General features: G+C 69.2%; 7 protein-coding genes. 5 read left to right on the top strand and 2 right to left on the bottom strand.

Going from position 1 to position 15,270, the window contains the following annotated elements; genetic code table 11:
- The first annotated feature begins 23 nt into the window (after positions 1-23).
- Positions 24-701, top strand: a complete 678-nt coding sequence (locus ACZ50N_RS17505) for an IspD/TarI family cytidylyltransferase (RefSeq protein WP_464473416.1) — start codon at positions 24-26, stop codon at positions 699-701.
- Here ACZ50N_RS17505 and ACZ50N_RS17500 read toward each other — a convergent pair.
- Positions 667-1,383 carry an IspD/TarI family cytidylyltransferase gene (locus tag ACZ50N_RS17500; protein ID WP_464473415.1) on the bottom strand — a complete coding sequence of 239 codons (717 nt, stop codon included), beginning with the start codon at positions 1,381-1,383 and terminating at the stop codon, positions 667-669. The two genes, ACZ50N_RS17505 and ACZ50N_RS17500, sit on opposite strands and share 35 nt — an antisense overlap.
- A 116-nt stretch (positions 1,384-1,499) precedes the next feature.
- On the opposite strand from ACZ50N_RS17500, the gene ACZ50N_RS17495 reads away from it, so the two are divergent.
- On the top strand, positions 1,500-2,717 hold the full coding sequence (locus tag ACZ50N_RS17495; RefSeq protein WP_052765141.1) for a low temperature requirement protein A: 1,218 nt from the start codon (positions 1,500-1,502) through the stop codon (positions 2,715-2,717).
- Here ACZ50N_RS17495 and ACZ50N_RS17490 read toward each other — a convergent pair.
- On the bottom strand, positions 2,707-3,963 hold the full coding sequence (locus ACZ50N_RS17490) for an MFS transporter (protein WP_046364590.1): 1,257 nt from the start codon (positions 3,961-3,963) through the stop codon (positions 2,707-2,709). The genes ACZ50N_RS17495 and ACZ50N_RS17490 overlap by 11 nt on opposite strands.
- Before the next feature lie 353 nt (positions 3,964-4,316).
- On the opposite strand from ACZ50N_RS17490, the gene ACZ50N_RS17485 reads away from it, so the two are divergent.
- The 3 genes from ACZ50N_RS17485 to acpS all read left to right on the top strand — a co-directional run bounded on the left by ACZ50N_RS17485 (position 4,317) and on the right by acpS (position 15,268).
- Positions 4,317-5,048, top strand: coding sequence for a MerR family transcriptional regulator (locus ACZ50N_RS17485; protein ID WP_046364589.1), 732 nt, complete (start codon positions 4,317-4,319; stop codon positions 5,046-5,048).
- A 538-nt stretch (positions 5,049-5,586) separates the two neighbouring features.
- Positions 5,587-14,853: a fatty acid synthase subunit beta domain-containing protein gene (locus ACZ50N_RS17480; RefSeq protein WP_464473414.1), complete on the top strand. Its 9,267-nt coding sequence runs from the start codon at positions 5,587-5,589 to the stop codon at positions 14,851-14,853.
- A gap of 22 nt (positions 14,854-14,875) precedes the next feature.
- Entirely contained in the window at positions 14,876-15,268 is a 393-nt protein-coding gene (gene acpS, locus ACZ50N_RS17475) for a holo-ACP synthase AcpS (protein WP_110797910.1), read from the top strand.
- Positions 15,269-15,270 lie beyond the last annotated feature (2 nt).

Here is a 15,270-nt window from a genome sequence, read left to right as displayed (position 1 = left end):
TTCTTCGGTATAGCCTCGGCCGCGTGGACGTGACCGCGATTCTTCCCGTGCCGGCTCACCTGGCCGACCGGGCCGACACCGTGCTGTCGCCCGTGGCGGGTGAGTCCGCTCTGATCCGCGGCGTGCGGGCGCTCACCGAGGTCGCGTCCGTCATCGTCGCCGCCGCACCGATGCTGGCCGGTCCGGTCCGCGAACTGCTTGTGCAGCAGGGTTTTTCGCAGACGAGGGTGGTGACGGCGACGGCGCCCGGGGATGCCGCGCGGTGCGTCGCGGCGGCACTGGCCGACGATCACGTCACCGATGAGATTCTCGTGCACGACGTCGGGTGGCCGCTGGTCGACCCCGACGTCGTGGCGCGGCTGACTGCGGCCCTGCGGGGCGGCGCGCAGTGGGTGGCGCCGGCGCGGCCGGTCACCGACAGCATCAAGGCCGTCGACGCCGACGGAGCCGTTGTCGCGACGCTGGACCGCGCGGAGCTCGAGGTGATGCAGTATCCGCGCGGTTTCGCCGCCGACGTGTTGCGGCGCGCGCTGAGCGGCGTCGCGGCCGACCGGTTCGACGATCTCGACGTCGTGCTGTCAGCCCACGCGCATCTGCAACTCGTCGCGGGAGATCCGCATGCGTTCGGCGTGGAACTGCCGCGCGACGCCGACTATCTCGCGGCGGTCATGGCGAGCCGGCAGCCCGATTCTGCGCGGTGAGCAGATGGTGGGCCACCGCGACGTCGCCGGGATAGGTCACCTTCAGGTTCGCCGCGCTGCCGGGGAAGGTTCGGACGCGGATGTCGGTGTAGCGCTCGACGCACGACGAGGTGTCCGTGCCCTCGAAGCCGTCGCGCTCGGCGAGGCGGTATGCCTCGAGCACGTCGCGGGCGCGGAACGCCTGGGGTGTCTGAACCCGCACGACGTCCTCGGTGAGCGGAGCCGCGTCGCCGCCGCTCACCCGAGCCAGACCGGTGACGGGAAGTGCGGGCAGTGCTCCACCGACGTCGCGTGCCAGGGTGATCGCCATGGTGAACATCCCGGCATCGGCGAGCGGGCGGGCGGCGTCGTGGATCAGGATCACGTCGACCGCACCGGATTCGATGTCGCCGGACAGATGGCGCAGGACGTTGCGCTCGGATTGGTGCCGGGTGGGCCCGCCCTCGACGAACTCGACAGCGGCGCCGGGCAGTTCGCGGGCGACGGTCCTGCGCGCCAGCTCGGACTCGCCTTGCCGGAACACGAGCACGGTTCGGGCCACCTCCGGTATCCGGACCGCAGTGTCGAGCGACCACACGAGCATGCTGCGGCCGTCGAGCGTCAGGTAGGCCTTGTTGCCGTCGGCGCCGACGCGGGAGCCGCTCCCTGCGGCCAGGACCACGGCCACCGCGTCGGAATGCATGCACGCACAGTAACTCCGGTACGGTCCACTCCCAGCGTCCAAGGGGGTAGCCGGTGACCGAACAGCCACATGCGCCGAGTGCCGGCGTGCAGACCGGAGCGCATCGCGTCCGGAAGATGATCGGGCGCGATCCGCATGAGTCCCATCGGGTCGCGACGCCGCTGGAATTGCTCTTCGACCTGACTTTCGTCGTGGCGTTCGGCATCGCGGCGTCTCAGCTCGCCCATCTGTTCGCCGCCGGGCATGTGCTCGCCGGACTTGCCGCGTTCTTCTTCGCGACGTTCGCGGTGAGCTGGGCGTGGATCAACTTCAGCTGGTTCGCCTCGGCCTTCGACACCGACGACTGGGTGTACCGGCTGACCACCATGGTGCAGATGGTGGGGGTGATCGTGCTGGCCCTGGGGATTCCGCAGATGTACAGCTCGATCGAGCACGGCGAGCACGTGGACAACGCCGTCGTGGTCGCCGGCTACGTGGTGATGCGGGTGGCGATGGTGACGCAGTGGCTGCGGGCCGCCCGCCAGGATCCGGCCCACCGTCGGGCGTGTCTGACCTACGCGCTGTGGATCACATTGGCGCAGGCAGGGTGGATCGCCGCGATCTTCGTCCACACCTCCCTCGCTGTCACCGCGGCGATCGTCGTCGGTCTGGTGCTGGTGGAGATGATGGGCCCGGTGCTGGCCGAGTCGAAGGGCGGCGGCACGCCGTGGCACGCGCATCACATCGCGGAGCGGTACGGGCTGTTCACGATCATCGCGCTCGGCGAAGGGGTGGTCGGCACGGTCGCCTCGCTGACGGCGGTGGTGGAGGCCCAGGGCTGGACGTTCGACGCGGCGTTCGTCGCGGTGGCCGGTATCGGGCTGACGTTCGGTATGTGGTGGACCTACTTCGCGCTGCCGCAGGCCGAGATCCTGCACGTGCGCCGGGAGCGCTCGTTCTGGTTCGGCTACCTGCACATCGTGGTGTTCGGGGCGATCGTCGCGACCGGCGCGGGTCTGCACGCAGCGGCGTATTACCTGGAGCACCATTCGGAGCTCGGTTCGGTGGCGACGGTGGCGACCGTGGTCGTGCCGGTCGGCGTGTACCTGGTGATGGTCTACGTGCTGGGGGCGGTGCTGACGCGTACGTTCGCGCTCTTCCACGCGGCGGTGATGCTGGTGACCGTGGCGGTGTTGGCGACGGCGGTGGTGCTCGCGGCGGCCGGGATCTCGATGGCCAACTGCCTGCTGATCGTGACGCTCGCTCCCGTCGTCTCGGTGGTGGCACACGAGGTCCGCGGGCACCGGCACACCGCGGCCGCGGTTGCGCAGGCCGTCGATGCGGCTAGCCGTTGATGCCCTCCAGCAGCATCCGGTCGTCCTGCTGCGCCAGCAGACGGCGGGCTTTGCGGCGGGTGATCAGGATGCCGGTGACCGCCAGCGCCCAGACCGCGTACTGAAGTGTCCAGGCCCACCGGAACGACTCGAAGGACAGTCCGCCGGTGGCTTGCAGGATCACGCCCATCATCTGCATGAGCACCAGCGAGGCCAGGAAACCGCCCATGTTGACCATGCCCTGCGCGGTTCCGAGGGTGTGGCTGGGATTGAAGGTCCGCGCGAAGTCGAAGCCGACCATGGAACCCGGTCCGCCGACGGAGATGACGACGATGAGGACCACGAGCAGCCACACCGGTGCTCTGTGGGGGAGGGCCAGCACGACGGTCCAGATCGCGGCGTTGCTCGCGATGATCCAGAGCACCAGACGTGAGCGACGGTGCGGAAACCGTCCGGTGAGCACGCCGATGACCAGTCCAGCACCGATCGCGGCGACGACCGAGATGGTCAGCAGTGTGCCCGCCGCCGTGGCGGACAGGCCCTGGGCCACCGTCAGGTAGGGCACCCCCCACATCAGCGCGAAGACCGTGACGGAGAACTGCGTGCCCATGTGGGTGAAGAAGCCGAGGCGGGTGCCCGGCCGCAGCCAGACCGTCTTGACGCTGGCCAGTGTCTCCCGTACGCCCAACGTCTGCGCGCTGACCGCGACGCCGTCGGGCGCGTTCTTGACCAGCGCCGCGACCAGCACGAGGACGAGTGCGCCCAGCGCGGCGGCGGACGTGTAGGCCGGGGTCCACCCGGACCCGGACAGCAGGGCGAGGAACGGCACCGCGCTCAGCACCTGTCCCAGTTGGCCGCAGATGCCGGTCAGTTGCGTCACCAGCGGCACCTGTCGCGCCGGAAACCACCGGGGCACCAGGCGCAGGACGGAGATGAACGTCATCGCGTCGCCCAGCCCCACGACTGCGCGCGCGGCGATGGCGAGCGGTAGCGACGTCGTCACAGCCAGCACCAGCTGGCCGGTGGCCATCAGCGTGGCTCCGGCGAGGATGAGGGCACGCGATCCGTACCTGTCGAGCAACAGCCCTGCGGGGACCTGTGCGCCGGCGTAGACGACCACCTGCAGCACGACGAACGTCGAGAGGAGGCCGGGGCCGGCAGCAAATCGCTCGGCGGCGGGCAGGCCGGAGACGCCCAGGGTGGTGCGATCGAGAACAGCCACGATGTAGGCGAGAAGTCCGGTCGCCCAGATGATCCAGGGGCGCACGATGCAACCTCTCGGTGCGAATCTCGACGGGGACGGGTGGCTCGGCGCGGCCGGACCACCCGTCCATGGTCTCGCATCACGCTGTGCCGATGCCAACCGCTTTCCTGACGATTCGGTCACTCGATCCCCGCGCGGCGGGCAAACATGTTGGCTGAAACTGCACGGCAATGACGTGTGTATTCCGTCGATGTGATCGATCGTTGCAGCTGAAGCGCCGTGTCAGGGGAACTTACTCGTCGGAAAGGTAGGGCGGGAATACTTCGCTCACGCGGTAGCCGGGCGCGTTACAGTGGAGCACGAGCTGCGCAGGCCATCGTCTGGCCTCTTACCGGCAGCGTCGAGGGGGTGTCGCTGTGGCTGAATATCGGCTCGAGGATCTGGCCCGGGAATCCGGGGTCAGTACCCGCAACATCCGCGCCTATCGGGAACGTGGGCTGCTGGATCCGCCGCGCCGGGTGGGTCGCTCCGCGCTGTACGACGACTATCACCTCTCGCAGCTGAACACGATCAGCCAGTTGCTGCGTAAGGGGTACAACTCGGCCCACATCGCCGAGTTCTTCACCAGCATGCGTGAGGGCGAGGACCTCGCCGACATCCTGGGTCTGCAACGGGCGGTGCTCGGCCCGGACGGCGACGATCAGCACGGCCCCGCCCTGCCGATCGAGCCCGACTCGCCGGAGGCGAGCGCGTTGATCGCCCACGGCCTGGCGGAGGTGAAGGGGCGCAAGCTGGTGCTCGTCGACACCGATGCCGCCGAGATCCTGGCTCGCTCCCACGACCACACCGTGTACGTCCGGACGCTTCTGCGATTCGTCGAGGCCGCTGACAAGTCGGTGGAGGATCTGGCGGAGGCGTTCGTGAACAGCCTGGTGGAGCTGTATCAGGCGGAGGTCGGACAGTCGTATCTGCCGAAGCCGGACGAGATGGGCCGGCTTCGCCAGATCGTCGAGGACTACCGCCTGCTGGGCAAGAAGGTGATGGCGTCGCGGTTCGATCTGGTGACGCGCCGGCTGATGTCCTCGTCCGGGTCGGATTACACCGCGGGCATCCTGCTCACCGGGGTCTGGGAGCGCCCGACAGGCTAGCGGTCGGGGCGCCGCCGTCAGACTTACTGATGAGTAAGGTTTTGCAGCAAACACCTGTCCAGTCCGCGAATGCGTGGCCGTACAGTTCGCGCACGACCGTCAAACCCGCCCGCCACGCCGGGACTGCATCTGAGAACTGGTGTTTTCAGATAACGATTGCATAACAATGCGGCTTTGAACTGCGCTTCTACCTTACTGAACCGTAACCACCCGCCAGCAGGACGTTTGTCCCGGAAGCCGGCCAGGCATCTTCGGCCGGGTGTTACGCGCAGTTCTGTTACCCGTGCGTAGAACTCGCCAGTAACCATTTCAGGCATCAAAATCGAGTCGTCTCTTATGACACTCTTAGTACGGCTGCAGTGTCCGCCGCAGTGCCTCGTGCGTTCGAGGCGCCGTGGTCGAGACCAGCCGGATTCGACGCCGAATCGCCCAGGCCCACGACGCGGGCTCGCCTCCCGTCGACGACGAGCTATCCGCCGCACACGCACGACGCGCCCTTCAAGAGCCGCGCAACGCACCACTGAGGAGAACACACCACGTGACGATCAACGACCAGGACCGTGCGACCACCAGTTCCGACTCCGAGGGCGGACAGACTTTCGAACCCCTCGTCGGGGCGCACGCGCTCGTCGATCGGCTGCACGCCGGCGAGCCCTATGCCGTCGCGTTCGGCGGCCAGGGCGGACCGTGGCTGGAAAATCTGGAAGAGCTGGTCAACTCCGCGGGTATCGAGTCCGAGATCAGCCAGCTGGTCGCTGAGGCCGAGCTGCTGCTCGAGCCGCTGGCCCGCGAGCTCGTGGTCGTCCGGCCGATCGGCTTCGAACCGATGAAATGGATCCGCGCGCTGGCTGCCGACGAGCCGCTGCCGTCGGTCAAGGACCTCACCACCGCCGCCATCTCCGGCCCCGGCATCCTGCTCACGCAGATGGCCGCCCAGCGCGCGCTCAAGCGCCAGGGTCTGGACCTCGAAGGACATCCGCCCGTGGCGATCGCCGGGCACTCGCAGGGCATCACCGCCGTCGAGTCGCTCAAGGCCCACGGCACGCGCGATGCCGAGTTGCTCGCGATCGGTCAGCTGATCGGCGCGGCAGGCTCGCTGGTGTCGCGCCGTCGCGGCATGGTCGGTCGCGGCGACAAGGCGCCGATGGTGTCGGTCACCAATGTCGACCCCGACCGCATCGCCGCGCTCCTCGACGAGTTCGCCCAGGACGTCCGTACGGTCCTCGCGCCCGCCCTGTCGATCCGCAACGGACGTCGGTCCGTCGTCATCACCGGCACCCCAGAGCAGCTGGCCCGTTTCGAGCTCTACTGCGAGAAGATCACCGAGCGCGAAGAGGCCGAGCGCAAGAACAAGACCCGCGGCGGGGCGATCTTCCGTCCGGTGTTCAACCAGCTCAACGTCGAGGTCGGCTTCCACACCCCGCGACTCGCCGACGGCGTCGACCTGGTCGAGGAGTGGGCAGCGCGGACCGGCCTGGACCGCGACCTCACCCGCATGCTCACCGAGCACATCTTCATCACGCCGGTCGACTGGGTCGCCGAGGTCGAAGGCCTCGCCGCAGCCGGCGCCAAGTGGATCGTCGACCTCGGGCCGAGCGACACCGTCACCCGCCTCACCGCCCCGGTGATCCGCGGGCTCGGTATCGGCATCGTCGCTGCCGCCACCCGCGCGGGCCAGCGCAGCCTCTTCACGGTCGGCGCCGCCCCCGAGGTCGCCCCGGCGTGGTCGAGCTACGCGCCGACGCCGATCACCCTGCCCGACGGTTCGGTCAAGGCGTCGACGAAGTTCACCCGCCTGACCGGCCGGTCCCCGATCCTGCTCGCCGGCATGACCCCCACCACAGTCGACGCCAAGATCGTCGCTGCCGCGGCCAACGCCGGGCACTGGGCCGAGCTGGCCGGTGGCGGCCAGGTCACCGAGGAGATCTTCGACGGCCGCATCCAGGAGCTGACGCAGCTGCTCGAGCCGGGCCGTGCCGTGCAGTTCAACTCGCTGTTCCTCGACCCCTACCTGTGGAAGCTGCAGGTCGGCGGCAAGCGCCTGGTGCAGAAGGCCCGTCAGTCCGGCGCGCCCATCGACGGCGTCGTCGTCACCGCGGGCATCCCCGACCTGGAAGAGGCCGTCGACCTCATCGAGGAGCTCAACACCGTCGGCATCACCCACGTCTGCTTCAAACCCGGCACGGTCGACCAGATCAAGTCGGTCATCAAGATCGCCACCGAGGTGCCGACGCGCGACGTCATCGTGCACATCGAGGGCGGCCGCGCCGGCGGTCACCACTCGTGGGAGGACCTCGACGACCTCCTTCTCTCCACCTACGGGGAACTGCGCAAGTACCGCAACATCACGATCTGCGTCGGCGGCGGTATCGGCACGCCGGAGCGCGCTGCCGACTACCTCTCCGGCGACTGGGCCACGCCGTACGGCTTCCCGCAGATGCCGGTCGACGGCATCCTCGTCGGCACCGCTGCGATGGCCACCAAGGAGGCCACGACCTCCCCGGCGGTCAAGCAGATGCTGGTCGAGACCACCGGCACCGACACCTGGGTGGGTGCCGGCCACGCCATCAACGGGATGGCCAGTGGCCGTAGCCAATTGGGCGCCGACATCCACGAGATCGACAACGCCGCCTCCCGGTGCGGCCGTCTGCTCGACGAGGTCGCCGGTGACGCCGACGCCGTTGCCGAGCGCCGCGACGAGATCATCGCGGCGATGGCCGGAACCGCCAAGCCGTACTTCGGCGACATCAGCGACATGACCTACCTGCAGTGGCTGCAGCGCTATGTCGAGCTGGCCATCGGTGACGGTGACAGCACCGCCGACACGGCCGCGCCGGGCAGCCCCTGGCTGGCCGACACGTGGCGGGACCGCTTCGAGGAGATGCTCAAGCGTGCCGAGGCTCGGCTGTCGGAGAAGGACTTCGGTCCGATCGACACGCTCTTCGGTGCCGACGGTGCGGCCCTGCTCGAGCAGCCGGAACAGGCGATCGCCGCACTGCTCACCCGCTACCCCGACGCCGAGGCAGTGCGCCTGCACCCGGCCGACGTGCCGTTCTTCGTGACGCTGTGCAAGAAGCCGGGCAAGCCGGTGAACTTCGTGCCGGTCATCGACAAGGACGTCCGCCGGTGGTGGCGCAGCGACTCGCTGTGGCAGGCCCACGACGCCCGCTACACCGCCGATCAGGTGTGCATCATCCCGGGCACCCAGGCGGTCGCGGGGATCACCCGCGTCGACGAGCCGGTCGGCGAATTGCTCGACCGGTTCGAGAAGGAGATCGTCGACCGCGTGCTGGCCGCCGGCGAGCAGCCGGTGCCGGTGGTGTCGCGCCGCCAGGCGCGCGCCGATGTCGGTGGCCCGCTCGCCGTGGTGCTCGATTCGCCCGACGTCCTGTGGGCCGGCCGCACCGCCATCAACCCCGTCCACCGCATCGGTGCGCCGAGCGAGTGGCAGGTCAACGACGTGCCGGGCAAGCCGAGCGCGACACATCCGAATACCGGTGCGCGCCTTGAGCAGTCGACCGACGAGACCGGCAAGGTCTCGGTGACGCTGAGCGTCCCGCTGTCCGACATCTGGATCGACATCCGCTTCACGCTGCCCTCGACCACCGTCGACGGCGGCATGCCGATCGTCACCGTGGAGGATGCGTCGACGGCGATGCGGGCGGTGCTCGCGATCGCCGCCGGCGTCGACGGGCCGGACGCCCTTCCCGCCGTCGTCGACAACACCTCGACCGTGACCGTGGAATGGGATCCGGAGAAGGTCGCCGACCACACCGGCGTGACCGCCACGTTCGGTGCTCCGCTGGCGCCCGGCCTCACCCTGGTTCCCGACGCCCTGGTCGGCCTGTGCTGGCCCGCGGTGTTCTCGGCCATCGGATCCGCCCTCACCGAGGACGGCTTCCCCGTCGTCGAAGGTCTGCTCAGCCTGGTTCACCTCGACCACGCCGCCCACCTGTTGGCGCAGATGCCCGATGGCAAGACTGAATTGACGGTCACCGCAACGACTCTCGCGGCGAACGACACCGAGGTCGGGCGAGTCGTCCCGGTCGAGGTGTCGATCGCGGACTCCGAGGGCACCGTGCTGGCGACGCTCGAGGAGCGCTTCGCCATCCGCGGCCGCACCGGTGCCGCCGAGCTGACCGATCCGCCGCGTGCCGGTGGAGCGATCACCGACAACGCCACCGACACCCCTCGCCGTCGCCGGCGTGACGTGGTCGTCACCGCGCCTGTCGACATGAGTGCGTTCGCCGTGGTCTCGGGTGACCACAACCCGATTCACACCGACCGGGCGGCCGCGCTGCTGGCCGGCCTGAAAACGCCCATCGTGCACGGCATGTGGCTCTCGGCCGCCGCTCAGCACGCGGTCACCGCCACCGACGGCCGGGCCACTCCGCCCGCGCGTCTGGTCGGCTGGACGTCGCGCTTCCTGGGCATGGTGCTGCCGGGTGACGAGATCGAGTTCCGCGTCGACCGAGTCGGCATCGACCGTGGTGCGGAGATCATCGAGGTGTCGGCCAAGGTTTCCGGTGAGCTGGTGATGGCCGCCACCGCGCAGCTCGCCGCGCCCAAGACCGTCTACGCCTTCCCGGGCCAGGGCATCCAGTCCAAGGGCATGGGTATGGACGTGCGGGCACGCTCCAAGGCGGCCCGCAAGGTGTGGGACATCGCCGACAAGTTCACCCGCGAGACGCTCGGCTTCTCGGTGCTGCACGTGGTGCGTGACAACCCGACCAGCCTGATCGCCTCCGGTGTGCACTACCACCACCCCGAAGGTGTGCTGTACCTGACACAGTTCACGCAGGTTGCCATGGCGACGGTCGCGGCGGCCCAGGTCGCCGAGATGCGGGAGCAGGGTGCCTTCGTCGAAGGCGCGATCGCGTGCGGTCACTCCGTCGGTGAATACACGGCGCTGGCATGCGTTTCCGGCGTGTACCCGCTCGAAGCTCTGCTCGAGGTCGTCTTCCACCGCGGGTCCAAGATGCACGACATCGTGCCGCGTGACGCCCAGGGCCGGTCGAATTATCGGCTGGCCGCCATCCGGCCGTCGCAGATCGATCTCGACGACGACGATGTCAAGGCGTTCGTCGCGGAGGTCTCCGAGCGCACCGGTGAATTCCTGGAAATCGTGAACTTCAACCTGCGTGGTGCGCAGTACGCCATCGCGGGCACGGTCGCGGGTCTGGAGGCGCTCGAGGAGGAGGTCGAGCGGCGCCGCGAGATCTCCGGCGGCAAGCGGTCTTTCATCCTGGTGCCCGGCATCGACGTGCCGTTCCACTCCTCGGTGCTGCGGGTCGGTGTCGCCGACTTCCGCCGTGCCCTCGAGCGGGTCATGCCGGACGACGCCGATCCAGAGCTGTTGATCGGCCGCTACATTCCGAACCTGGTGCCGCGACCGTTCACGCTGGACCGCGACTTCGTGCAGGAGATCCGCGATCTGGTGCCCGCCGAGCCGCTCGACGAGATCCTGGCCGACTACGACACGTGGCGCAACGAGCGTCCGCGTGAGCTGATGCGCAAGCTCGTCATCGAGCTGCTGGCCTGGCAGTTCGCCAGCCCGGTGCGCTGGATCGAGACCCAGGATCTGCTGTTCATCGAGGAGGCCGCAGGCGGCCTCGGGGTGGAGCGTTTCGTCGAGATCGGTGTGAAGAACGCGCCGACCGTGGCCGGGCTGGCCACCAACACGCTGAAGCTGCCGGAGTACTCGCACAACACCACCGAGGTGCTCAACGCCGAGCGTGACGCCGCGGTGCTGTTCGCGACCGACACCGATCCCGAACCCGAGATCGAGGACACGCCTCCGCCGCCGGCGTCGGCCGAATCAGCCGCAGCGCCGGTCGAGGCGGCGCCTGCTGCACCGGCACCGGCCGCTGCTCCCAGTGGCGGACCCCGTCCGGACGACATCACGTTCGACGCGGCCGACGCGACGATGGCGCTGATCGCGCTGTCGGCGAAGATCCGTATCGATCAGATCGAAGCGCTGGATTCGATCGAATCCATCACCGACGGTGCGTCCTCGCGACGCAACCAGATGCTCGTCGACCTGGGGTCTGAGCTGAACCTGGGCGCGATCGACGGTGCCGCAGAAGCCGATCTGGCCGGCCTGAAGGGTCAGGTCACCAAGCTGGCCCGGACCTACAAGCCGTTCGGACCGGTGCTCTCCGATGCGATCAACGATCAGCTGCGCACGGTCCTCGGGCCGTCGGGCAAGCGCCCGGCCTACATCACCGAGCGTGTCGCCAAGACGTGGGAACTGGGTGAGGGCTGGGCCAAGCACGCCACCGTCGAGGTGGCGCTGGGAACCCGCGAGGGGTCGAGCGTTCGTGGCGGGGCCCTCGGCGGCCTGCACGACGGTGCGCTGGCCGACGCGGCCTCGGTCGACAAGGCGATCGACGCGGCGGTGGCCGCGGTGGCGGCGCGCCGCGGCGTGTCGGTGTCGCTGCCCTCCGCCGGCGGCGCCGGTGGCGGCGTCGTCGACTCGGCGGCGCTCGGCGAATTCGCCGAGCAGGTCACCGGACCCGACGGCGTGCTGGCGTCGGCGGCCCGCACGATCCTCGATCAGCTGGGCCTGGGGGCACCGCTGGTGACCCCGGATGCAGCGGCCGACGCAGAGCTCATCGATCTGGTCACGGCCGAATTGGGTTCGGACTGGCCGCGTTTGGTGGCGCCGTCGTTCGACGCCCGCAAGGCGGTCCTGCTCGACGACCGGTGGGCCAGTGCGCGTGAGGATCTGGTCAAGATCTGGCTGATGGACGACGACGAGGTCGACGCGAATTGGGCGCGCCTCTCCGAGCGGTTCGAGGGCGCGGGTCACGTGGTCGGCACGCAGGCGACCTACTGGCAGGGCAAGGCCCTGGCCGCCGGACGTAACGTCCACGCCTCGCTGTACGCCCGTGCGGCGGCGGGCGCGGAGAACCCGGGCAAGGGCCGCTACAGCGACGAGGTCGCGGTCGTGACCGGCGCGTCGAAGGGCTCGATCGCGGCGTCGGTGGCGGCACAGCTGCTGGCCGGTGGTGCGACCGTGATCGCGACCACGTCGAAGTTGGACGATTCGCGACTGGCCTTCTACCGCAACCTCTACCGCGACAACGCCTGCTTCGGCGCCAAGCTGTGGGTGCTGCCGGCGAACATGGCCTCCTACAACGACATCGACGCACTCGTCGAGTGGGTCGGCAACGAGCAGACCGAGAGCCTCGGGCCGAAATCGATCCACGTCAAGGACGCGCTGTCGCCCACGCTGCTGTTCCCGTTCGCGGCGCCGCGGGTCGGTGGCGACCTGTCCGACGTCGGCGCGCGTGCCGAGATGGAGATGAAGGTCCTGCTGTGGGCCGTGCAGCGGCTGATCGCCGGGCTGTCCCACATCGGGGCGGACCGCGACATCGCGGCACGCTTGCACGTGGTGCTCCCGGGCTCGCCCAACCGCGGCATGTTCGGCGGTGACGGTGCCTACGGCGAGGCGAAGGCGTCGCTCGACGCGCTGGTGTCGCGCTGGAAGGCCGAGACGTCGTGGGCGCAACGGGTCAGCCTGGCGCACGCGCTGATCGGCTGGACCCGGGGCACCGGGCTGATGGGCCACAACGACGTCATCGTCGACGCGGTCGAAGAGGCGGGCGTCACCACCTACTCGACCGAGCAGATGGCCTCGATGCTGCTGGATCTCTGCGACGTCGAGACGCGGGTCGCGGCGGCGCGGGAACCCGTCGAGGCCGACTTCACCGGCGGTCTCGCCGACGCCGATCTCGACATGGCCGAGCTCGCCGCCAAGGCGCGCGAGGAGGCGACGGCCGCACCGGCCGACGACGATGCCGAGGACGAGGTTGCCGCGCAGACGATTTCGGCTCTGCCGTCGCCGCCTCGCGCGGTGACCGGTGCGCCGGTGCCGGAGTGGGCCGATCTCGACGTCGACCCGGCGGATCTCGTGGTCATCGTCGGTGGCGCCGAACTCGGTCCGTACGGTTCGTCGCGCACCCGATTCGAGATGGAGGTCGACAACGAACTGTCGGCAGCCGGTGTGCTCGAATTGGCGTGGACGACCGGCCTGATCACGTGGGAGGACGATCCGCAGCCGGGTTGGTACGACACGCAATCCGGTGATCTGGTCGAGGAATCCGAGCTCGTCGAGCGCTACCACGACGCGGTCGTGGAGCGCTGCGGCATCCGGGAGTTCGTCGACGACGGCGCGATCGATCCCGATCACGCGTCGCCGCTGCTGGTGAGTGTGTTCCTGGACAAGGACTTCCGGTTCGTGGTGTCCAGCGAGACCGACGCGCGCGCATTCGTCGCGTTCGATCCCGAGCACACCGTGGCCCGGCCGATCCCGGACTCCGGCGACTGGGAGGTGATCCGCAAGGCGGGCACCGAGATCCGCGTTCCGCGCAAGACCAAGCTGTCGCGGACCGTCGGCGCCCAGATCCCGACCGGCTTCGATCCGACCGTGTGGGGTGTGAGCCCCGACATGGCGACCTCGATCGACCGGGTGGCGCTGTGGAACATCGTCGCGACCGTCGATGCGTTCCTGTCGTCGGGCTTCACGCCGTCGGAGCTGATGCGGTGGGTGCACCCGAGCCTGGTGGCCTCCACCCAGGGCACCGGCATGGGCGGCATGACCTCGATGCAGACCATGTACCACGGCAACCTGCTGGGCCGCAGCAAGCCGAACGACATCCTGCAGGAGGTGCTGCCGAATGTTGTTGCAGCGCATGTCATGCAGTCCTATGTCGGCGGCTACGGCGCGATGGTGCACCCGGTGGGTGCCTGCGCGACCGCGGCGGTCTCGGTCGAGGAGGGCGTCGACAAGATCAAGCTCGGCAAGGCCGAGCTCGTGGTCGCGGGTGGCTTCGACGACATGACGCTGGAAGCGATCACCGGCTTCGGTGACATGGCGGCCACCGCCGACACCGAGACGATGCGCGCCAAGGGCATCAGCGACTCCAAGTTCTCCCGCGCCAACGACCGGCGCCGGCTCGGCTTCCTGGAAGCCCAAGGCGGCGGCACGATCCTGCTGGCGCGCGGCGATCTGGCGCTGCGGATGGGTCTGCCGGTGCTCGCGGTGGTCGGCTACGCGCAGTCGTTCGCCGACGGTGTGCACACCTCGATCCCGGCTCCCGGACTGGGTGCACTGGGTGCCGGCCGCGGTGGCCGTGACTCGGTGCTGGCCAGCTCGCTGAACAAGCTCGGCGTGGGTGCCGACGACATCGCGGTGATCTCCAAGCACGACACCTCGACGCTGGCCAACGACCCCAACGAGACCGAGCTGCACGAGCGCCTGGCGGCCTCGCTGGGCCGCTCGAAGGGTGCGCCGCTGTTCGTCATCAGCCAGAAGAGCCTCACCGGCCACGCCAAGGGCGGCGCCGCGGTCTTCCAGATGATGGGCCTGTGCCAGGTCCTGCGCGACGGCGTCATCCCGCCGAACCGCAGCCTGGACTGTGTCGACGACGAGCTGGCCACCTCGGCGCACTTCGTGTGGGCGCGCGAGACGCTGCGGCTCGGCGACAAGTACCCGCTCAAGGCCGGTCTGGTGACCAGCCTCGGATTCGGGCACGTGTCGGGTCTGATCGCGCTGGTGCACCCGCAGGCGTTCCTGGCGACGCTGACCCCGGAGCAGCGGGCGACCTACACCGCCCAGGCTCAGGAGCGCACGCTGGCCGGTCAGCGCAGGCTGGCCTCGGCGATCGCGGGCGGACGGCCGATGTACGAGCGGCCCGAGGGACGTCGCTTCGACCACGATCAGCCCGAGAAGGCGCAGGAGGCGGCCATGCTGCTCGACACGGCGTCGCGTCTCGGCGAGAACGGGATGTATCAGCGGTGATCCGTGGGATAGCGTGCTGGCCGTGGGCATCGTCGGGATAGGTATCGACCTCGTCTCCATTCCCGACTTCGCCGAGCAGGTGGACAGGCCGGGCACGGTGTTCGCGGAAACGTTCACGCCAGGGGAGCGGCGCGACGCCGCCGACAAGAGTTCGTCGGCGGCGCGCCACCTGGCGGCGCGGTGGGCGGCCAAGGAGGCCGTGATCAAGGCGTGGTCGGGATCGCGGTTCTCCAAGCGGCCGGTGCTGCCCGAGGCGATTCACCGCGACATCGAGGTGATCACCGACATGTGGGGTAGGCCCCGCGTCCGCTTGACGGGCGCGGTGGCCGAGCACCTCAAAGAGGTGACCATTCATCTTTCGCTGACGCACGAGGCGGACACCGCGGCCGCGGTGGCTGTCCTGGAGGAGCGGTAGCG

Source organism: Mycolicibacterium obuense (assembly GCF_055397605.1).
Note: the sequence above shows the minus strand (reverse complement) of the source record. Positions and strands in the feature narration are given on the sequence as shown.